Origin of the sequence: Buttiauxella sp. JUb87 (assembly GCF_004361975.1) — a bacterium.
Lineage (GTDB): Bacteria > Pseudomonadota > Gammaproteobacteria > Enterobacterales > Enterobacteriaceae > Buttiauxella > Buttiauxella ferragutiae.
The window spans coordinates 1-20214 of sequence record NZ_SNVY01000001.1 but is presented as its reverse complement, the minus strand read 5'-3'; the positions used below and the strand labels follow the sequence as shown (position 1 = coordinate 20214).

Annotated in this window: 18 protein-coding genes; 8 read left to right on the top strand and 10 right to left on the bottom strand. The window is 49.3% G+C overall.

Annotated features, from left to right (window positions below):
* The first annotated feature begins 197 nt into the window (after window positions 1-197).
* Together ansP and pqqU are read left to right on the top strand one after the other, a co-directional pair.
* Complete coding sequence (ansP, locus tag EC843_RS00085) at window positions 198-1664, top strand: L-asparagine permease (RefSeq protein WP_064547296.1); 1467 nt, start codon at window positions 198-200, stop codon at window positions 1662-1664.
* Window positions 1665-1908: 244 nt separating this feature from the next.
* A complete protein-coding gene (pqqU, locus tag EC843_RS00080) occupies window positions 1909-4032 on the top strand; it encodes a TonB-dependent receptor PqqU (protein ID WP_133521329.1) in 2124 nt (707 codons plus the stop codon).
* A gap of 62 nt (window positions 4033-4094) precedes the next feature.
* On the opposite strand, the gene tonB is transcribed toward pqqU, so the two are convergent.
* Entirely contained in the window at window positions 4095-4814 is a 720-nt protein-coding gene (gene tonB / locus EC843_RS00075) for a TonB system transport protein TonB (protein ID WP_133522039.1), read from the bottom strand.
* A gap of 223 nt (window positions 4815-5037) precedes the next feature.
* On the opposite strand from tonB, the gene EC843_RS00070 reads away from it, so the two are divergent.
* Window positions 5038-5334: a YciI family protein gene (locus EC843_RS00070; protein WP_064547302.1), complete on the top strand. Its 297-nt coding sequence runs from the start codon at window positions 5038-5040 to the stop codon at window positions 5332-5334.
* A 77-nt stretch (window positions 5335-5411) separates the two neighbouring features.
* Here the strand turns inward: EC843_RS00070 and EC843_RS00065 are convergent, their stop codons facing one another.
* The gene (locus EC843_RS00065) at window positions 5412-5759 is read right to left on the bottom strand and encodes a hypothetical protein (RefSeq protein WP_064547305.1); all 348 of its coding nucleotides are present in this window, start codon (window positions 5757-5759) and stop codon (window positions 5412-5414) included.
* A gap of 287 nt (window positions 5760-6046) precedes the next feature.
* On the opposite strand from EC843_RS00065, the gene EC843_RS00060 reads away from it, so the two are divergent.
* Together EC843_RS00060 and EC843_RS24430 are read left to right on the top strand one after the other, a co-directional pair.
* The gene (locus EC843_RS00060) at window positions 6047-6304 is read left to right on the top strand and encodes a DUF1471 domain-containing protein (protein ID WP_064547307.1); all 258 of its coding nucleotides are present in this window, start codon (window positions 6047-6049) and stop codon (window positions 6302-6304) included.
* Between the two features lie 112 nt (window positions 6305-6416).
* A complete protein-coding gene (locus EC843_RS24430; RefSeq protein WP_157092958.1) occupies window positions 6417-6572 on the top strand; it encodes a hypothetical protein in 156 nt (51 codons plus the stop codon).
* A 47-nt stretch (window positions 6573-6619) separates the two neighbouring features.
* Here the strand turns inward: EC843_RS24430 and EC843_RS00055 are convergent, their stop codons facing one another.
* Entirely contained in the window at window positions 6620-6802 is a 183-nt protein-coding gene (locus EC843_RS00055; RefSeq protein WP_074388575.1) for a YciY family protein, read from the bottom strand.
* A 205-nt stretch (window positions 6803-7007) separates the two neighbouring features.
* On the opposite strand from EC843_RS00055, the gene cls reads away from it, so the two are divergent.
* On the top strand, window positions 7008-8468 hold the full coding sequence (cls, locus tag EC843_RS00050; RefSeq protein WP_064547309.1) for a cardiolipin synthase: 1461 nt from the start codon (window positions 7008-7010) through the stop codon (window positions 8466-8468).
* Window positions 8469-8505: 37 nt separating this feature from the next.
* Window positions 8506-8835, top strand: a complete 330-nt coding sequence (locus EC843_RS00045; RefSeq protein ID WP_034455830.1) for an HI1450 family dsDNA-mimic protein — start codon at window positions 8506-8508, stop codon at window positions 8833-8835.
* A 50-nt stretch (window positions 8836-8885) separates the two neighbouring features.
* Here the strand turns inward: EC843_RS00045 and EC843_RS00040 are convergent, their stop codons facing one another.
* The 7 genes from EC843_RS00040 to EC843_RS00010 form a co-directional block, all read right to left on the bottom strand.
* The gene (locus tag EC843_RS00040; RefSeq protein WP_133522038.1) at window positions 8886-9692 is read right to left on the bottom strand and encodes an ion transporter; all 807 of its coding nucleotides are present in this window, start codon (window positions 9690-9692) and stop codon (window positions 8886-8888) included.
* Window positions 9693-9772: 80 nt separating this feature from the next.
* Window positions 9773-10777, bottom strand: coding sequence for a murein tripeptide/oligopeptide ABC transporter ATP binding protein OppF (gene oppF, locus EC843_RS00035; protein WP_064547313.1), 1005 nt, complete (start codon window positions 10775-10777; stop codon window positions 9773-9775).
* Window positions 10774-11787, bottom strand: coding sequence for an ABC transporter ATP-binding protein (locus tag EC843_RS00030; protein ID WP_133521328.1), 1014 nt, complete (start codon window positions 11785-11787; stop codon window positions 10774-10776). The genes oppF and EC843_RS00030 overlap by 4 nt, the downstream gene beginning before the upstream one ends.
* Window positions 11788-11798: 11 nt before the next feature.
* Complete coding sequence (gene oppC / locus EC843_RS00025; RefSeq protein ID WP_064547317.1) at window positions 11799-12707, bottom strand: oligopeptide ABC transporter permease OppC; 909 nt, start codon at window positions 12705-12707, stop codon at window positions 11799-11801.
* Window positions 12708-12721: 14 nt separating this feature from the next.
* A complete protein-coding gene (oppB, locus tag EC843_RS00020; RefSeq protein WP_064547319.1) occupies window positions 12722-13642 on the bottom strand; it encodes an oligopeptide ABC transporter permease OppB in 921 nt (306 codons plus the stop codon).
* Between the two features lie 217 nt (window positions 13643-13859).
* Window positions 13860-15494, bottom strand: coding sequence for an oligopeptide ABC transporter substrate-binding protein OppA (oppA, locus tag EC843_RS00015; protein ID WP_064547322.1), 1635 nt, complete (start codon window positions 15492-15494; stop codon window positions 13860-13862).
* A gap of 761 nt (window positions 15495-16255) precedes the next feature.
* Window positions 16256-16903 (bottom strand): YchE family NAAT transporter, encoded by a 648-nt coding sequence (locus EC843_RS00010; RefSeq protein ID WP_064547324.1) that lies wholly within the window; start codon window positions 16901-16903, stop codon window positions 16256-16258.
* Window positions 16904-17382: 479 nt separating this feature from the next.
* Here EC843_RS00010 and adhE point away from each other — a divergent pair, with 479 nt between their 5' ends.
* Window positions 17383-20070 carry a bifunctional acetaldehyde-CoA/alcohol dehydrogenase gene (gene adhE, locus EC843_RS00005; protein WP_121815560.1) on the top strand — a complete coding sequence of 896 codons (2688 nt, stop codon included), beginning with the start codon at window positions 17383-17385 and terminating at the stop codon, window positions 20068-20070.
* Window positions 20071-20214 lie beyond the last annotated feature (144 nt).

Sequence of the window (20214 nt, the reverse complement as noted above, 5' to 3'; positions counted from 1 at the left end):
TCCTCTATGCAGCGCGGGTTTTCCGCGTTGCATTTTCGTAACATTTTTTTCGCGCCCCAACCCCCTTTTTCAAAAAAAGACATTAGCGTCCGTTAACAATCCTGTATAGGATCTAGCGCCCGATTTGCCATGGCGCTGAAGTTATAAAAATGCCAGGCAAATGCACGGGGATCTTTTAACAAGGGAACAGGGTTAACATGAAAGCAACACACAAAACGGAAGCAGAAAAACACGCAGCCAAGCGACGCTGGCTCAATTCTCATGATTCCGGTTATCACAAAGCGATGGGTAATCGTCAGGTACAAATGATTGCCATCGGCGGCGCCATTGGCACCGGTCTGTTTTTAGGTGCAGGTGCTCGTCTGCAAATGGCAGGCCCGGCGTTAGCGCTGGTGTATCTGGTTTGCGGGATCTTCTCTTTCTTCATTTTACGCGCACTGGGCGAGCTGGTGCTCCATCGCCCATCAAGCGGCAGCTTCGTTTCTTACGCCCGTGAATTTCTCGGTGAAAAAGCTTCGTATGTTGCAGGCTGGATGTACTTCGTCAACTGGGCAATGACCGGCATTGTCGACATTACCGCTGTCGCTTTATATATGCATTATTGGGGTGCCTTCGGTGATGTACCGCAATGGGTATTTGCACTGTGCGCACTGGGTATAGTCGGCACCATGAACATGATCGGCGTGAAGTGGTTTGCCGAAATGGAATTTTGGTTCGCGTTAATTAAAGTCCTCGCCATCGTGGTCTTTTTGGTGGTGGGTACTATTTTCCTCGGCAGCGGGAAAATGCTCGATGGCAATACCACGGGTTTCCATTTAATTACCGATAACGGCGGATTCTTCCCACACGGTTTATTACCGGCATTAGTGCTGGTGCAAGGCGTGGTATTTGCCTTCGCCTCGATTGAACTGGTGGGTACGGCGGCTGGCGAGTGTAAAGACCCGCAGAATATGGTACCAAAAGCCATTAATAGCGTTATCTGGCGTATCGGTCTTTTCTACGTCGGTTCGGTGGTTTTACTGGTGCTGTTGTTGCCATGGAATGCCTATCAAGCCGGGCAAAGCCCATTTGTCACCTTCTTCTCAAAACTCGGCGTGCCGTATATCGGCGACATTATGAATATGGTGGTTCTGAGTGCGGCATTATCCAGCCTGAACTCTGGCCTCTATTCCACCGGACGTATTTTGCGTTCGATGTCGATGGGCGGTTCAGCGCCTAAATTCATGGCGAAAATGAGCAAGCAGCAAGTCCCTTACGCGGGTATTCTGGTGACGCTTGGAGTGTATGTGATTGGCGTATTCCTGAATTACCTGGTGCCGTCGCAGGTATTTGAAATCGTCCTTAACGTGGCTTCGCTGGGTATTATTTCTTCCTGGGCGTTTATCGTGGTTTGCCAGATGCGTTTACGCAAGGCGATTAAAGAAGGCAAAGCCGCAGATGTCAGCTTTAAAATGCCGGGTGCGCCTTTCACCTCGTGGCTGACGCTGTTATTCCTGTTCAGCGTGTTAGTGTTGATGGCCTTTGATTACCCGAATGGAACCTACACCATCGCCTCTATCCCATTGATTGCTTTGGTGCTTGTCATTGGCTGGTTTGGTGCACGTAAACGTGTCCATGAACTCGCTCACGATGTTAATAAACACTACGAAGACAACGCCAGCTGACAAAACTTGCGCAAAGGGTGGATGACGCTATCGCTAATCCCCCTGCAACACCTGTTTAGTGGCCTTTGTCAGCCATCTGATAGCCCCATTTTGGGGCTATTTTTTTAGCCTGCCGTTTTTCATCGCATTAACGTTATGTGCCGTTAACACTTTTCAAACATTCATCACAAGTATTAACATATGCACTTGAATGTTCCAGATGGTTCGTCCGGAGCGTAAATGTTCCTACCTGTGAAAATGTCTGATGAAAATTGTGCAACATGGAAAGCTGTCGCTTCCACTTATCTTAGTTCCGGCCCTTTCTTCGTTCGCCCTGCCCGCGCTTGCGGCAGAAGAGACGATGGTCGTGACTGCAACACAAGGCACGATTTCCGAGTTGGATACGCCTGCGGCTGTGAGTGTTGTTAATGGCGATGATATGCGCCAGGCGGCACCGCGTGTGAATCTTTCCGAGAGCCTGGGCAGTGTTGCAGGCTTGCAAGTCCAGAACCGTCAAAACTATGCGCAGGATTTACAGTTGTCGGTTCGTGGTTTTGGTTCGCGTTCCACTTACGGTGTGCGTGGCGTACGCATGTATGTCGATGGCATTCCGGCAACCATGCCTGATGGCCAGGGCCAAACCTCAAATATCGACATCAATAGCGTAGAAAGTATCGAGGTGTTACGTGGCCCCTTCTCCGCACTTTACGGTAACGCTTCTGGCGGTGTGGTGAATGTCAGCACCACTACCGGAACTCAGCCACCAACGCTGGAAGCCAGCAGTTATTACGGCAGTTTCGGAAGCTGGCGCAACAGCATTAAAGCCACCGGTGCAACAGGCGATGGCACACAAGCGGGCGATGTCGATTACGCGGTTTCGGCTTCGCGCTTTACCACTCATGGTTATCGTGACCACAGTAGCGCGCAAAAAAATCTCGGTAACGCCAAATTGGGTGTGCGCCTTAATGAAGCCAGTAAATTGACGCTGCTGCTCAATAGCGTCGATATTGATGCCAACGACCCAGGCGGTTTAACCGAGCAGGAATGGCACGACAACCCCACTCAGGCACCTCGCGCTGAGCAGTACAATACGCGTAAAACCACAAAACAATCGCAGGCCGGCCTGCGTTACGACAGGCAATTAACCGCTAATGATGACCTCAGTGTCATGACCTATGCAGGTGTGCGCGAAACCACTCAATACCAATCGATACCCGTCGCTCCGCAGTTAAACCCAACACATCCCGGCGGTGTGATTGAGCTGAGCCGCCATTATCAGGGGATTGATTCACGCTGGACGCACCGTGGCAATCTGCTATCTGTCCCAGTGACATTTACCACGGGTCTTGATTACGAAACCATGTCAGAAAAGCGCAAAGGCTATGAAAACTTTGTGGTCGAAAATGGCACCACGGTTTTGGGTGAGAAAGGCGATTTGCGCCGTGACGAACGTAATCTGATGTGGAATGTTGACCCGTATCTACAAACCGCGTGGCAATTCACCGATAAGCTGAGTCTCGATGCTGGTGTGCGTTTTAGTTCGGTTTATTTCGATTCGAATGACGAATACATTACTGCCCGGAATGGCGATGACAGTGGTGACGCGAGCTATCACAAATGGCTGCCAGCGGCGGCACTGAAGTATGCAGTCAACGATGCGTGGAATGTGTATACCTCTGCGGGTCGCGGTTTTGAAACACCGACCATCAACGAACTCTCCTATCGTGATAATGGCCAGGCGGGTTTGAATTTCGGTCTGAAGCCATCCACCAGCGACACCATAGAAATCGGCAGCAAAACCCGGGTCGGCAACAGTTTGTTGACCGCCGCGCTATTCCAGACAGACACCGACGATGAGATTGTTGCCGACCAAAGTAGTGGTGGCCGCACAACCTATAAAAATGCCGGTGAGACACGCCGTCGTGGCATGGAGCTTTCTGCTGATAGCCAGTTAGGTTATGACTGGCGCGTAAAAATGGCGTGGACTTATCTGGATGCAACGTATCGCAGTAACGCTTGTGGGGGTGAAGACAATTGCGAGGGAAATCGCATTCCGGGTATTGCGCGTAACATGGGCTACGCGGCGCTGGAATACGCACCGCCAGAAGGTTTTTATGCCGGTGCTGACGTTCGCTATATGAGTGACATTCAGGCCAATGATGAGAATAGCGAACAGGCGCCTGCTTATACGGTTGCCTCGCTCAACAGCGGTTACAAATTGCGTATTCAGGAACGCTGGCTGTTGGATGTTTGGGGGCGTGTCGATAACTTATTTGATCGGGAATATGTCGGCTCTGTCATCGTCAACGAAAGTAATGGTCGCTACTTCGAACCTGCACCGGGGCGCAATTATGGCGTGGGTGTGAATTTGAGTTACACCTTCTTGTAAGTACAGCTTATAAACAAAAAACGGAACCATTAGGTTCCGTTTTTATTTGGCAAGGAGCTTGATCACTCCATCGTTGCGCCGCCGTTAAGTTTGAAGACCACATTGACAATCAAACCCTGGCCTGGCTTTCCGCTTTCGTAGCGCCATTTTTTCATCGCCATTTTCACTTCACGCTCAAACATATTGGCAGGCGTTGCGGAGAGGATGCTCACGTTACTCACGCTGCCATCCGGGCCAACATCAAACTTCACCCGCACTTTACCTTCAATGCGTAACGCATGTGCACGAGAAGGATACTGTGGCGAATTACGGTTAAGCGCGCGTGGCCCTGTCGCAACCGGAGCGGTAGACGCCACTGGTGCCGTTTTAGCAACCGGTGCCGGACGAGCTGGTGCCGTGTTAGTTACCGCAGTTGCTGGACGGGGTTCAACCGGTTTGGCTTCTGGCTTCGGCTGTTCCACTTTTTTCACCGGCTTTGGCTTAGGCTTTGGTTTGGGTTTCGGCTCAGGCTTATGGATGACTACCGGCGCTTCTTTTGGCGGTTCGGGAATCGGTTCTGGCTCAGGTTCTGCTACCGGCTGCGGAGGCGGTTGCACCACTTCAGGTTGTGGGGGTTCGAGCTCAGCCGGGGTCACCATGGTGACACTGATAGGCTGTGCGGGCGCTGGCAACTCAATAACCTGATGTACCGAGGTATAGAGCAACCCCGCGACAACAGCACCATGTATCACAACCGAGAGAACGGTTGGCCATGGAAAGCGGCGAGGTAAATCAAAGGTCATTGACGTCATAATGGCTTAAGTCTCTTAAACAGGCGTCAATTTTAAATGCAAATAGCAATCATATTCAACAACGCATCGAAGAAAGTGGCTCTTTATCCTTCCACCTGCAGGTTTTTCCCCCATTCGTGACCGCGATTTAACATCTTGTTTATGTTTCAATTGCAGTCTTTGCGCCATTCACTTACCGTATTTTACAACCCTCATATCAAAAGGAGTGCTGCACGTGCTGTATATCATTTATGCGGAAGATAATGCCGATTCTCTCGAAAAGCGGCTAGCTGTGCGCCCTGCCCATCTTGCACGCCTACAACTTTTACGCGATGAAGGTCGCTTGTTAACCGCGGGGCCAATGCCTGCCGTTGATAGCAATGATCCAGGGGCTGCGGGTTTTACCGGTTCAACGGTTATTGCTGAGTTTGCGTCGCTAGAAGATGCACAAGCCTGGGCCGAGGCCGATCCTTATATCGCCGCTGGCGTCGTTAAACAGGTCGCGATCAAGCCCTATAAAAAGGTCTTCTGATTTATTCTTTAATTCATAAAGGGCACAAATAAGTACTCATCGTATTTTGAAGTGCCTTTTCTTTCTGAATACGACACTCAGAACTTCAACTCTGGGACCAACGCATCGGCATTTTGCATGCATATTTTCCACGCACTCCCCGGTACGTCATTATCCAGAACTGTGGACGTTCTGTACTCAACTGCGCGCAGATTTTCTGTGCCATCGGAGCCTGTCACCACATACTGTAAGGTCGTCCAACGGACGGTAGTTGACATTCCTTTGGCGGTTAATTCGATGGTTTTATTTTTTACTTCTTCTGCACATTGATGCGCGGCGGCATTTACACGTTGGTATTTCTTTTCTTGTGGGGATAAATCATTCTGGGATGCACAGCCTGAAACAAGAACGCCTGTCACGGCAATAACACAGAATTTTTTCAACATGATTCATTCCTTAGGTTACGAAAATCAACCCTTTAGCGGCTTCCCCCTAATAGTAGTCAATGTTATCCGGTTTATTGAATAAATCTAACTGCCGAGCGCAATCATGATCGGCTGACACGGTTCCAATTCACAAGTGTTGCATGAAAATCAAAACAGCAAATTCGTCATGTTTTAGCATTAACAAAATGAGAATTATCCCATCGTTTTTTGACTTTTCGCCAAGTCATTTCACCTACACTTTATGAGGTAATTACTTTTAATCACTCGTAAGCCTTGAGGATGTAATGATGAAAAATTTACTTTATTTTTCAGTAGCTGCGGTCCTGATAGCCCTTCCGATAACGACCCTGGCTGTTGATACTCTCGCCGATGAAACCTCTTATAACCAACAAAGCGGCACCCTCACAGCAAGGGGGAGCACTATTGAAGAAGTGGAAAACTCCCTTAAAGCAGAAGCAATAAACAACGGTGCATCAGCCTATACGATCACGACCGAGAGTAGCGATGATGGGCAGGTCTACGGAGAGGCGACCCTCTACAAATAACATTGGATAACCAGGAAACATTGTTCAAAGATTCACAAAAGGTGACAATGCGCAGCGTACTGAATGGGTAATTTTAAGTTAATGCTGTTATTGAATTTGTCGGGAAATTTTCATGGATCTTTTTGATGAGTCTTATGAACAACATAAGCAATCGGTGGGAAATCAGGAAGCTCGCTGGAATGCCTGGCTGGCCAGTCACCCAATGGTGTTAGTGGCGGCGGCCACAATAACAGTTCTGATTATTGTACTTGCGATGCATTTCTTCTAAAGGTCGCAGCTAAATGATACTGGGCACCGCGAGCGGTGCCCTTTTCTTTACGACGCCCATTGATCGTGAATAGCAAACAGCAAGGAATTACGCGCGCGGTTTGTCTGGCACTTTCTGATGGCGTGAATGCGCATGTTGCGGCGTGACTGACCTTCCAGCCAACGCGATCTGCGCCGTTGCGTCTGACGAAGCATACGCCACCGTCCGACCTCAGTTCTACTACGCCTCATTTTTACGACTCGGGTTGCATGTAAGACGCGCCATTATAGTGCCTTCTGCCCTACAGACCAGTCGTTTTACGATTATACCCGTCACACTTCAAGCTGTTGGCCCGCTGGCTGCTCGTATTCCCAATTTTGGGTATAGTTTTAGTGTTAACCGCTGGCTGTTGTGCGTAAACTCAAAAGCATACGGTTTCTAAAGGATTTTTGAACGATGACAACCTTCTATACAGTCTTTAGTTGGCTGATAATTTTAGGTTACTGGCTTTTAATAGCCGGCGTGACGCTACGAATTTTGATGAAGCGTCGTGCAGTTCCTTCAGCCATGGCATGGCTTCTTATCATTTATATTCTTCCGCTGGTTGGGATCATCGCCTATCTCTCATTTGGCGAACTGCATCTGGGTAAACGCCGCGCAGAGCGCGCGCGTGCCATGTGGCCATCAACCGCCAAATGGTTGAACGATCTTAAAAGCTGCAAACATATTTTTGCCGAAGAAAACAGCGAAGTGGCGACATCACTGTTCCAGCTGTGTGAGCGCCGCCAGGGGATTGGCGGTGTCAAAGGCAACCAACTCCAACTGCTCACCACGTCAGATGAAACGATGCACGCGTTGATTCGTGACATCCAGTTGGCTCGCCACAATATCGAGATGGTGTTTTATATCTGGCAGCCAGGGGGCTTAGCTGACCAGGTTGCTGAATCGCTGATGGCAGCCGCGCGTCGCGGGATTCATTGCCGATTAATGCTCGATTCTGCGGGTAGCGTCGCGTTCTTCCGCAGTCCGTGGGCGAATATGATGCGTAACGCTGGCGTCGAAGTGGTTGAGGCGCTCAAAGTTAACCTGATGCGTGTGTTCCTGCGCCGTATGGATTTACGCCAGCACCGTAAAATGGTGATGATCGATAACTACATTGCTTACACCGGCAGTATGAATCTCGTCGATCCGCGTTTCTTTAAACAGGATGCTGGCGTCGGGCAATGGGTCGATTTAATGGCGCGTATGGAAGGCCCGGTCGCCACCGCGATGGGGATTGTTTATTCCTGTGACTGGGAGATAGAAACCGGTAAGCGTATTTTACCACCGGCTCCAGACGCGAATATTATGCCTTTTGAAGAGGCGACCGGGCATACCATTCATACCATTGCCTCAGGTCCTGGTTTCCCGGAAGACTTAATTCATCAGGCGCTGCTAACGTCAGTTTATGCGGCGCGTGAATATTTAATTATGACGACGCCTTATTTCGTCCCGAGTGATGATTTGCTACATGCTATTTGCACCGCGGCGCAACGTGGCGTCGACGTGAGTATTATTGTCCCACGCAAGAATGACTCTCTCCTGGTGGGCTGGGCGAGCCGAGCCTTCTTCACTGAGTTACTGGCTGCTGGGGTGAAAATTTACCAGTTTGAAGGCGGTCTGCTGCACACCAAGAGTGTGCTGGTCGATGGGCAATTGAGTTTAGTCGGTACCGTGAATCTGGATATGCGCAGCTTGTGGCTTAATTTCGAGATTACGCTGGTGATTGATGACTCCGGTTTTGCCAGCGATCTGGCGGCGGTACAAGACGATTATATCTCCCGCTCTCGCCTGTTAGACCAGCGTTTGTGGGTTAAGCGTCCAATGTGGCAGCGCGTGGTAGAGCGACTGTTTTACTTCTTTAGCCCGTTGCTGTAAAACGTGGCGCATCAGTATTTAATAAGTGGAACCAGACATGGAAATGGATCTGAACAATCGCCTGACAGAAGATGAAACCCTCGAGCAGGCTTACGATATTTTTCTTGAGCTGGCGGTCGATAACCTCGACCCGGCCGATGTAATTTTGTTTAATCTGCAATTTGAAGAACGCGGCGGTGCTGAGCTTTTTGACCCGGCAGAAGACTGGCAGGAACATGTGGATTTCGATCTGAACCCTGATTTCTTCGCCGAAGTGGTGATTGGCCTGGCCGATACCGATGGCGGTGAAATTAACGACATCTTCGCACGTGTACTGTTGTGCCGCGAAAAAGACCACAAACTCTGCCATATTCTTTGGCGCGAGTAAGCCTTTGTAGGGCGGATAAGCGTTAGCGTCATCCGCCATTTACATCTGACCTACAGCTTAGGTAACGCACTCCCACAGGATTTGCAGAATCGAGCCTCTTCGTCGTGATTGCCTTTATGGCAGTTTGGGCACAAACGGGAATTCCGCTGTTTCTGAAACTCGTTAGTCATATGCGCGGTAATAATCCCGGTTGGGATGGCAATCACCGAGTAACCAATCAAGATAAGAATTGAAGCGACCATGCGCCCCGGCCCGGTATGCGGAGTGATGTCGCCATACCCCACTGTCGTCACCGTCACCACCGCCCAGTACACCGACGTCCCCAGGTTAGTAAAACCGTTTGGCGGCCCTTCAATGCCGTACATCAGGCCACCAGCGACCACCATCACGATGAGAATAAAGGAATAGAACAGAATCAATTGGTGTCGAGCATTAACAATAGCTTGCCATAAGGTGTGCAACGTCGGCATGTAGCGCAGCAGTTTGAGTATTCTAAGTACGCGGATTGCACGCATTGCGCGCCACGCAAACACGTAATTGACGCCTATTTCAGGCCACAGCCACAACACGTACAGCGGCAAAATCGTCGCCAGATCGATGAAGCCCCAGAAGCTGAAGACGTACTTTCTGGGGTCAGGCCAACACAGCACCCGCAGAATATACTCCAGCGTAAACAGCAGAGTGAAGCCAATTTCCAGAGCCACAAAGAGCTGCCATTCATCGTAGGTCAGATGGTATTGCGTGCCGAGTCCTGACTCGATAAAGACCGCAATCACGCTGAGTAAAGCGAATAACCCGCATAACGCTTCAAAGCGTCGGCCTGAGCGCGTTTTTTGATCAAAGAGAAGATGGTACATCCGCTGACGGGTAACAAGAATAAGCACAGGCAAGTAACCTCACAAACAAAAAGGGCTGGCATCATGCCAGCCCTGCGAGATTATAACGGGTCTACCTTAAGACAGGAAACGGCATGCTTGAAGCTGCCCTCCAGCACCGGGCGAGTTTTGGCACATTCTGGCCCAGCAATAGGACAACGGGTACGGAAAACACAGCCTGACGGCGGGTTAATAGGCGATGGCAACTCCCCTTCAAGAAGTTGTATCGTTTTGTTTCTTTCCAAATCCGGGTCGGGAATGGGTACCGCAGACATCAAGGCTTTGGTGTAAGGATGCAGCGGGTTGTGGTACACCTCGTCGTAAGTACCCAGCTCAACTGCATGACCCAGATACATCACCAGGACGCGATCTGAAATGTGTTTTACCACCGCCAAGTCGTGGGCGATGAAGATCAACGACAGTCCCATTTCACGTTGCAGTTTTTGCAGTAGGTTCACCACCTGAGCCTGAATGGATACATCGAGTGCCGAAACGGGTTCGTCACAGATGATCAGTTTTGGCTCAAGGATCAGCGCGCGGGCAATCCCGATGCGCTGACACTGGCCGCCTGAGAATTCGTGCGGGTAACGGTTAATGAGGTTAGGCAGCAAGCCCACTTTCATCATCATCGCTTTCACACGGTCACGGACTTCCTGACGCGGCATTTTCGGGTGATAGGTACGCAGCGGCTCAGCGATAATATCGCCGATATTCATACGCGGGTTGAGTGATGCCAGCGGGTCCTGGAAAATCATCTGGATGTCGCTGCGCACATCGCGCCACTCGTCCTGATTCATCCCCAGCAGATCTTTACCCAGCCACGCAACTCTGCCTTCGGTGGCTTTGACCAGGCCGATAATGGCACGGGCAAAGGTCGATTTTCCGCAACCTGATTCCCCTACCACACCCAGCGTTTCACCCTCGTACAAACGTAGTGTCACGCCATCAACCGCTTTCAGCGTTTTGGAGGGTTGCCAGAACCACTGTTTGCCGTCTTTGATATCAAAGTGAACTTTGAGGTCTGCAATTTCCAGCAGGACTTTTTTATCTTGTGTCACGGCGTTCATACCAACTCCTCCACTGGCTTAAAGCAAGCGCGTAAGCGGCCTTCACCAAATTGTTCCAGCGGCGGAGCCGTGTTGCAGATTTCCATAGCGTGTGGGCAACGTGGCTGGAACGGGCAACCTTTCGGCAGACGTAACAGGTTTGGTGGATTGCCAGGAATGGTCAGCAAAGATTCGCCTTCAGCATCAAGACGTGGAACCGCGTTGAGCAGGCCGATGGAGTAAGGATGAACCGGGTTGTAGAACACGTCGCGCGCCTGGCCATATTCCATAGTACGACCTGCATACATCACCAGCACTTTGTCACAGATCCCGGCGACTACGCCAAGATCGTGGGTAATCATGATGATCGCAGTATTGAACTCACGTTTGAGATCGTTAAGCAGCGTCATGATTTGCGCCTGAACGGTGACGTCCAGCGCAGTGGTCGGTTCGTCGGCAATCAGCAGTTTTGGACGGCACAGCAGTGCCATCGCAATCATCACACGTTGACGCATACCACCGGAAAACTCATGCGGGAACATGCGCATACGCTTACGCGCTTCGGGCATTTTTACCGCATCAAGCATACGAACAGATTCTTCAAAGGCTTCGGCTTTGCCCAATTTCTTGTGCAGCATCAGCACTTCCATCAACTGCTCACCTACACGCATGTAAGGGTTCAGTGAGGTCATTGGGTCCTGGAAGATCATGGAAATCTGCTCTGCACGCAGGCGGTTGAGTTGGTTCTCTGGCAGATTCAGGATCTCTTTACCGTTGAATTTAGCCGACCCGCCAATACGGCCATTCGCCGCCAGCAAGCCCATCAACGCAAATGCTGTTTGCGATTTACCGGAACCGGATTCACCTACGATACCCAGTGTTTCACCGGCGCGCAGGCTGAAATTCAGATCGTTTACCGCCGTAACGTCACCATCTGGAGTACCAAAGGTGACGCGCAGATCTTTTACGTCTAACAGCGTAGAAGTCTGGCTCAGTGGAGTCACCACCGCAGAATTTTCAATTGTGCTCATCGCGGCACTCCTTAACGATCTTTCGGGTCGAGGGCATCACGCAGGCCATCGCCGATAAAGTTGAAACAGAACAGAGTGATAACCAGGAAGCCTGCCGGGAACATCAGCAACCATGGGGACACTTCCATGGAGTTGGCACCATCGCTCAGCAATGCACCCCAGCTACTTAATGGCTCTTGTGTACCCAGACCCAGGAAGCTCAGGAAAGACTCGAACAGGATCATGCTTGGCACCAGCAGCGAGGCGTAAACCACCACCACGCCAAGTACGTTTGGCACAATGTGACGAACAACGATGTTAACGGTAGAGACACCGCCAACCTGGGCTGCTTCGATGAACTCTTTACGTTTCAGGCTTAGAGTTTGGCCACGGACGATACGCGCCATATCCAGCCAGGAAACCATCCCGATTGCCACAAAAATCAGCAGGATGTTTTGCCCAAAGAAGGTCACCAGCAAAATCACGAAGAACATGAATGGGAAGGAGTTGAGGATTTCCAGCAAGCGCATCATCACTGAGTCGGTTTTACCGCCCAGATAACCCGCGAGCGAGCCGTATAATGTGCCAACGACTACCGCGACCAGCGCCGCAGCGACACCCACCATCAGAGAAATACGCCCGCCGATTGCCACGCGAACTAACAGATCTCGACCGGAGGAGTCTGTGCCAAAGTAGTGCCCGGATTCCATATCTGGTGCTGCCGACATCATTCCCCAGTCGGTATCAAAGTAGCTAAACTGCGACAGCATCGGCGCAAAGGCCACGAACAGCGCGATAATCGCCAGAACAATCAAACTGGCAACCGCGGCACGGTTATGCATAAAACGGCGACGGGCATCTTGCCAAAGGCTACGGCCTTCTACTTCTAGTTTTTCACTGAAGTTTTCCAGCGCCTCGCTGTTTTTCTTACTCAACATCATGGCGAACTCCAGTGTCAGTAACGGATTTTTGGATCGATAACGGCGTACAGCACGTCAACAATCGCGTTAAAGAGAATCGTCAGCGCGCCTACCAGAATGGTGAGGCTCAGAACCAGTGAGTAGTCACGGTTCAACGCTCCGTTTACGAACAACTGGCCAATACCCGGTAACCCGTAAATGGTTTCAATCACCATCGAGCCGGTGATAATACCGACAAAAGCTGGGCCCAAATATGACAGTACGGGTAACAGAGCCGGTTTCAACGCGTGGCGCAAAATAATGCGACGCATTGGCAAACCTTTAGCGCGAGCTGTACGGATGAAGTTAGAGTGCAGCACTTCAATCATTGAGCCACGAGTGATACGCGCGATACTTGCAATATAAGCTAATGAAAGTGCAACCATCGGCAGGATCATGTATTGAATGGCACCGCCGTTCCACCCGCCTCCGGGCAGCCACTTAAGTGTTATCGCAAATATCAGAACCAGTAATGGCGCCACCACGAAACTCGGGATAACAACCCCCGTCATGGCCACCCCCATTACGGCGTAATCCCATTTGGTATTTTGATTCAGTGCGGCGATGACCCCCGCTAAAACACCTAAAACAAGCGCAAAGATAAATGCAGCAGCACCTAATTTTGCCGAGACAGGGAAGCTTGAGGCGACCAAATCGTTTACTGAATAATCTTTGTATTTAAATGACGGGCCAAAATCACCGTGTGCCAGTTGTTTCAAATAACTGAAATACTGTGTCGTGATTGGATCGTTTAAATGATATTTAGCTTCGATGTTCGCCATCACTTCTGGCGGAAGCGCGCGTTCGCTGGTGAATGGACTACCCGGCGCAAGACGCATCATGAAGAATGAAATAGTTATAAGAATAAAGAGTGTCGGAATTGCTTCCAGACAACGACGTAGAATAAATTTCAACATTGCCCGTACCTTCTGGCTGTGCCTTTAGCATGCGATTAAATAAGACACGATGGGGTAAGTCCTACCCTTTTTACCCTAAATAATTCACGGTGCAGGAAGGCAACAAACTCATGAATCCCCAGGAACATAGACAAACTATGTGACTGGGGTGAATGAGCGCAGTTAACGCACCTGCAGCGTGAAGTATGAAGGGTAAAACTTACCCCACGAATTGCCATTAATGTTTGATGATATACATATCTTTAGTATAGATATTATCCATCGGGTCTTTGCCGGTATAACCGCCTACCCATGGTTTCACCAGACGGGCGTTCACGTAGTAATAAACCGGAACGATTGCAGAATCTTTGCCCAACTGCTGTTCCGCTTTATCGTACGCGGCGGCACGTTGTGCTTCATCTGTTGCTTTCAGCGATTCCGCCATGATGGCGTCAAAGGCCGGGCTCTTATAATGCGCGGTGTTCATTGAGCTGCCAGACAACATGGTGTTCAGGAAGGAAGTCGGTTCGTTGTAATCCGCACACCAGCCTGCACGTGCAACGTTGTAGTTGCCCTGGTGACGAGTATCAAGGAAGGTTTTCCACTCCTGGTTTACCAGCTTAACGTTCACACCGAGGTTTTTCTGCCAGATAGAAGCGGCAGCGATGGCCAGTTTCTTGTGCAGATCGGAAGTGTTGTACAGCAGGTCGAAGGTCAGCGGTTTGTCTTTGGTGTAGCCCGCTTCAGCCAGCAATTTCTTAGCTTCTTCATTACGTTTTTCCTGAGTCCATGAGAACCACTCAGGCTTAGTCAGTTTTGCACCGTCAGCATAAGGAGGCGTGTAGCCGTAAGCTGGCAGATCGCCCTGCGCCTTCACTTTATTAACGATGATGTCACGATCCAGGCCCAGTTTCAGAGCGGTACGGACGCGCACATCGTTAAACGGAGCTTTCTGGTTGTTGATTTCGTAGTAATAAGTACACAGGTACGGGTCAACGTGTACTTCAGCTGGAATTTCTTTTTTCAGCTTCTGGAACAGTTCGATTGGCAGGTTGTTATATGTCATGTCAATCTCGCCGCTGCGGTAGCGGTTAACATCCGTGACTTCAGAAGAGATTGGCAGATAAGTAATTTGTGAAATAACAGTTTTCGCGTTATCCCAATAATTGGTATTACGCTCCATCACGATACGTTCGTTAACCACCCAGTCCTTCAGTTTGTAAGCACCGTTGCTCACGATGTTGGCAGGTTGGGTCCACTTCTCACCAAACTTCTCAATGGCCGCTTTATTCACCGGGGACATCGCCGGGTTAACCAGAAGTTTGTAGAAGTAAGGAACAGGCTCGCTCAGAGTGACTTCCAGCGTGTGGTCGTCAATGGCTTTTACGCCCAGTTCACTTGGTTTCATTTTGCCGTCGATGATGGCATCAACGTTTACGATATGGCCGTATTGCGGGTAGCTTGCGTATGGGGAAGCAGTATTTGGATCAACCAGACGCTGCCAGCTATAGACGAAATCTTGTGCCGTGACTGGCTCGCCGTTAGACCATTTCGCATCTTTACGCAGATGGAAGGTCCAGACTTTAAAATCTTTATTATCCCAGGACTCTGCCACGCCCGGAATTGGGTGGCCGTCTTTTGGAGAGGTAATCAGTAAGCCTTCAAACAGGTCACGGCTCACGTTTGACTCAGGAACACCTTCAATTTTGTTTGGGTCCAAAGACTGTGGTTCAGCACCGTTATTGCGAATCAACGTTTGCTTTTCTGACAGTTGAACACCGGCAGGAACTTCGGCCGCCATGGCCACATTGCCTACGATTAGCGCGGATAAAATGCTTGCTGCTACCAGACTTTTTTTTGTGATGATGGACATTGTGTTGATACTCCACTCATTATAATTACCGACCCGAAAGCCAGCCTCTTCCCCTCAGGGGTTCCTTTACAGTGCAAGAGCGTTATGCAACTGCCAGGCTTTATTTTTTGTCTTACTTGCTATCACCGACTTTATTTGGGGGATGCTCTTTATGGCACCCTGCTCCGTCGATTCTTAATCAACCTACCCTGTACTGAGGTTGATTTTGATGAGTCATCTGTAAATGAAACATTTTTCAGATAATTGTGTTGTCCGGAAAGTATCAAAAGCACCTAATTCCCGCCAATACAATTTGCAAATTTGTTAACCATTTCTCTTTTATCTATCCAGAACGTCGTCTGGAAAGATGCTGCATCAATGCATTTCGTCGAGTTAACACGCTAAAAAATAAAGAAATTGCAGTGTTAATCTGGTTTGTTCTGTTGCAACATGAACACAACACACTGGCGTTCACATAAAATTAACAATTGGTTATTTTTTAGCACATTCATCTGCAAGACAGCTTGATTAACTAATATCATCTCAATAAAGCCGCAGCAAGCATCATTGTGTAGGGTTAGTTAAATAACGATTTGATTGTTAACTTTATGTACAACGGACAAATGCCGGGGCCGCTAATATACGGTTTCCAAAGCATTTTCTTATGAATGGTTTTCTAGTGAAAAGAACAGCAGCGCTTATGATTCAAATCAGTTGGTGGGAATTTAACAAAAAAAAGCAGAATGGTTATTCTGCTTTTTCATATGTAGCTTTCAGCAGAACTAACTTAATAATCCTGGGAAAATGGTTTTCAGACCAGTCACAATAAATTCAATACCCAGAGCCATCAATAACAGACCCATTATACGGGTAATAACGTTAATCCCCGTTTGCCCTAACAGGCGCACTAGCAAAGGAGCTAGACGGAAAACTAACCAACAGCAAAAAGCAAAGAGCGCAATGGCAATCGTAAAACCGATTAAATAATTCCAGCTGTGGTATCGCGTGCCCCAGACAATAGTCGAACTGATTGCACCAGGACCTGCCATTAATGGAAGAGCTAACGGAACGACGCCTACGCTTTCGCGAATAGCACTTTCTGATTTTTCTTGTTTGTTCTGTTTATCTTCACCCAGTTTACCGCTGATCATCGACATCGCAATGGTCACCACCAGAATGCCGCCGGCAATTCGGAAGGAATCAATTGATATGCCGAATAATTGGAGGATACCGTCACCGAGGAACAACGACGTCCATAAAATAATCGCTACTGACAGGTTGGCGGTAAGGTTTGTTTTATTCCTCGCCAACGCGGTTTGGTAGCTGGTCATGCTGATAAACACGGGAATGATCCCAACTGGGTTTACCAGCGCGAACAGGCCAATAAAGAACTTAAAATAGGTTGGCAAATCAAATAAGGATTGAGCCACTAAAAACTCCGCAAATGAACGTAGCAAAGGCCGCGGTAATGTAATGGAAAACCAGTTCTGGCGCTACGCCCTTTCGCAGCATAGATAACTACTTTTATGCGCAATTGCGATATTAAACAATATTGTTACTCACTTGTTGAAAATATGGTAGTTTGTTTTAGCTTTGCTGTGACAAGAATTTTAAAGACTTATCAATAACCTGAATCTGTCATGCTGAATGGAGTCAGCCTTAGGATAATGTGATGCAAGTCACAAAAAACCTACTCAGAAGTGAGTACTCTTGGAAACATCTGAAGAGCGTATGATTCAGACCATGAATAGGTTTTTTCGATAAGGCTCTTTTAGTAAATCAGCAAGATGTTTTGGGAAGTTTTTGGATAGTCGTGGCCCTCTTCTACGCAAGCTGTTGCCCGCTGACTATACTGTCGACTCGAGCAGCTCATTTACTAAAAGAGTTTAAACATTATCAGGAGAGCATTATGGCTGTAACTAATGTCGCTGAACTTAACGCACTTGTAGAGCGCGTCAAGAAAGCCCAGCGTGAATATGCCAACTTTACTCAAGAGCAAGTTGATAAAATCTTCCGCGCCGCCGCTCTGGCTGCCGCTGATGCTCGAATCCCTCTCGCGAAACTAGCCGTTGCCGAATCTGGCATGGGTATTGTTGAAGATAAAGTGATCAAAAACCACTTTGCTTCTGAGTATATCTACAACGCCTATAAAGATGAGAAAACCTGCGGTGTGTTGGATGAAGACCACACCTTCGGGACTATCACTATCGCTGAGCCAATCGGTATCATCTGCGGTATCGTGCCAACGACTAACCCAACTTCAACGGCTATCTTTAAATCTCTGATCAGCCTGAAGACTCGTAACGCGATCATCTTCTCTCCACACCCACGTGCAAAAGACGCGACCAATAAAGCCGCAGACATCGTTCTGCAAGCTGCTATCGCTGCTGGTGCACCTAAAGATCTGATTGGTTGGATTGACCAGCCATCTGTCGAACTGTCTAACGCTCTGATGCACCACCCAGATATCAACATGATTCTGGCAACCGGTGGTCCAGGCATGGTTAAAGCAGCATATAGCTCCGGTAAACCAGCAATCGGTGTTGGCGCAGGTAACACCCCTGTTGTTGTTGACGAAACTGCCGACATCAAACGTGTTGTTGCTTCTATCCTGATGTCTAAAACCTTCGACAACGGCGTAATCTGTGCTTCCGAGCAATCAGTTATCGTTGTTGACTCTGCATACAATGCAGTGCGCGAACGTTTTGCATCCCACGGCGGCTACATGCTGCAGGGTAAAGAGCTGAAAGCTGTTCAGGACATCATCCTGAAAAACGGCGCATTGAACGCCGCTATCGTTGGTCAGCCAGCAACTAAAATTGCTGAACTGGCAGGCTTCACTGTACCGGCTGACACCAAGATCCTGATTGGTGAAGTTAGCGTTGTTGACGATTCGGAGCCATTCGCTCACGAAAAACTGTCTCCAACTCTGGCTATGTATCGTGCTAAGAGCTTCGAAGACGCTGTTGTTAAAGCTGAGAAACTGGTTGAGATGGGCGGCATCGGCCACACCTCTTGCCTGTACACAGACCAGGACAACCAGCCAGAGCGCGTTAAGCACTTCGGCGACAAAATGAAAACTGCACGTATCCTGATCAACACCCCTGCTTCACAGGGTGGTATCGGTGACCTGTACAACTTCAAACTCGCGCCTTCCCTGACTCTGGGTTGTGGCTCATGGGGTGGTAACTCCATCTCTGAGAACGTGGGTCCTAAGCACCTGATCAACAAGAAAACCGTTGCTAAGCGAGCTGAGAACATGTTGTGGCATAAACTTCCGAAATCTATCTACTTCCGCCGCGGCTCTCTGCCAATCGCGCTGGACGAAGTGATTACTGATGGTCACAAACGTGCGATGATCGTTACCGACCGTTTCCTGTTCAATAACGGCTATGCAGACCAGATCACTTCTGTTCTGAAAGCAGCTGGCGTTGAAACTGAAGTATTCTTCGAAGTAGAAGCGGATCCAACTCTGACCGTGGTACGTAAAGGTGCAGAGCTGGCGAACTCCTTCAAACCAGACGTGATCATCGCGCTGGGCGGCGGTTCACCGATGGATGCTGCGAAAATCATGTGGGTTATGTACGAGCACCCAGAAACTCACTTCGAAGAACTGGCGCTGCGCTTCATGGACATCCGTAAGCGTATCTACAAGTTCCCGAAAATGGGCGTAAAAGCGAAAATGATCGCGGTTACCACCACTTCCGGTACTGGTTCAGAAGTGACCCCGTTTGCTGTTGTAACTGATGATGCAACTGGTCAGAAATACCCGCTGGCGGACTACGCTCTGACTCCAGATATGGCAATTGTTGATGCCAACCTGGTGATGGATATGCCTAAGTCCCTGTGTGCTTTCGGTGGTTTGGATGCCGTGACTCACGCACTGGAAGCTTACGTTTCCGTACTGGCTAGCGAATTCTCTGACGGTCAGGCTCTGCAAGCACTGAAACTGCTGAAAGAAAACCTGCCAGCATCTTACAACGAAGGCGCTAAAAACCCAGTTGCTCGTGAGCGTGTACACAACGCTGCGACCATCGCCGGTATCGCGTTTGCTAACGCCTTCCTGGGTGTGTGCCACTCAATGGCGCACAAACTGGGTTCACAGTTCCACATTCCTCACGGTCTGGCGAACGCCCTGTTGATTTCCAACGTTATCCGCTATAACGCGAATGACAACCCAACCAAGCAGACTGCATTCAGCCAGTATGACCGCCCACAAGCGCGTCGTCGTTATGCTGAAATCGCAGACCACTTGGGTCTGAGCGCACCGGGCGACCGTACTGCTGCTAAGATCGAAAAACTGCTGGCATGGCTGGAAAGCATCAAGGCTGAACTGGGTATTCCTAAGTCCATCCGCGAAGCAGGCGTTCAGGAAGCTGACTTCCTGGCTCACGTTGATAAACTGTCTGAAGATGCGTTCGATGACCAGTGTACCGGTGCTAACCCGCGTTACCCACTGATCTCTGAACTGAAACAGATTCTGATGGATACCTTCTACGGTCGTGATTATGTAGAAGAAGGTAGCGTGCCAGCATCGACTGCAAAAGAAGCTGCTCCAGCAGCTAAAGCTGACAAGAAAGCGAAGAAAACCGCTTAATTGTAAAGCCTAATAAAAAACCCGCCTCGGCGGGTTTTTTTATGTCTGCTGACCCGTCCTAAATAGCGTTGACACATTTAACTCGCAGGCAGAGGAAAATGTGATGAACCAATATGTTAAACGCACACAACGCGATTACCCTCT

Excerpts from the sequence above, each read along its gene's own strand:
- cls (WP_064547309.1), top strand. The coding sequence starts at position 7,008 with ATGACAACCTTCTATACAGTCTTTAGTTGGCTGATAATTTTAGGTTAC.
- EC843_RS00040 (WP_133522038.1), bottom strand. The coding sequence starts at position 9,692 with ATGTACCATCTTCTCTTTGATCAAAAAACGCGCTCAGGCCGACGCTTT.
- oppA (WP_064547322.1), bottom strand. The coding sequence starts at position 15,494 with ATGTCCATCATCACAAAAAAAAGTCTGGTAGCAGCAAGCATTTTATCC.
- adhE (WP_121815560.1), top strand. The coding sequence starts at position 17,383 with ATGGCTGTAACTAATGTCGCTGAACTTAACGCACTTGTAGAGCGCGTC.
- pqqU (WP_133521329.1), top strand. The coding sequence starts at position 1,909 with ATGAAAATTGTGCAACATGGAAAGCTGTCGCTTCCACTTATCTTAGTT.
- EC843_RS00055 (WP_074388575.1), bottom strand. The coding sequence starts at position 6,802 with ATGAGGCGTAGTAGAACTGAGGTCGGACGGTGGCGTATGCTTCGTCAG.
- ansP (WP_064547296.1), top strand. The coding sequence starts at position 198 with ATGAAAGCAACACACAAAACGGAAGCAGAAAAACACGCAGCCAAGCGA.
- EC843_RS00045 (WP_034455830.1), top strand. The coding sequence starts at position 8,506 with ATGGAAATGGATCTGAACAATCGCCTGACAGAAGATGAAACCCTCGAG.
- oppB (WP_064547319.1), bottom strand. The coding sequence starts at position 13,642 with ATGTTGAAATTTATTCTACGTCGTTGTCTGGAAGCAATTCCGACACTC.
- oppC (WP_064547317.1), bottom strand. The coding sequence starts at position 12,707 with ATGATGTTGAGTAAGAAAAACAGCGAGGCGCTGGAAAACTTCAGTGAA.
- EC843_RS00030 (WP_133521328.1), bottom strand. The coding sequence starts at position 11,787 with ATGAGCACAATTGAAAATTCTGCGGTGGTGACTCCACTGAGCCAGACT.
- oppF (WP_064547313.1), bottom strand. The coding sequence starts at position 10,777 with ATGAACGCCGTGACACAAGATAAAAAAGTCCTGCTGGAAATTGCAGAC.
- EC843_RS00065 (WP_064547305.1), bottom strand. The coding sequence starts at position 5,759 with ATGTTGAAAAAATTCTGTGTTATTGCCGTGACAGGCGTTCTTGTTTCA.
- tonB (WP_133522039.1), bottom strand. The coding sequence starts at position 4,814 with ATGACCTTTGATTTACCTCGCCGCTTTCCATGGCCAACCGTTCTCTCG.
- EC843_RS00060 (WP_064547307.1), top strand. The coding sequence starts at position 6,047 with ATGAAAAATTTACTTTATTTTTCAGTAGCTGCGGTCCTGATAGCCCTT.
- EC843_RS24430 (WP_157092958.1), top strand. The coding sequence starts at position 6,417 with ATGGATCTTTTTGATGAGTCTTATGAACAACATAAGCAATCGGTGGGA.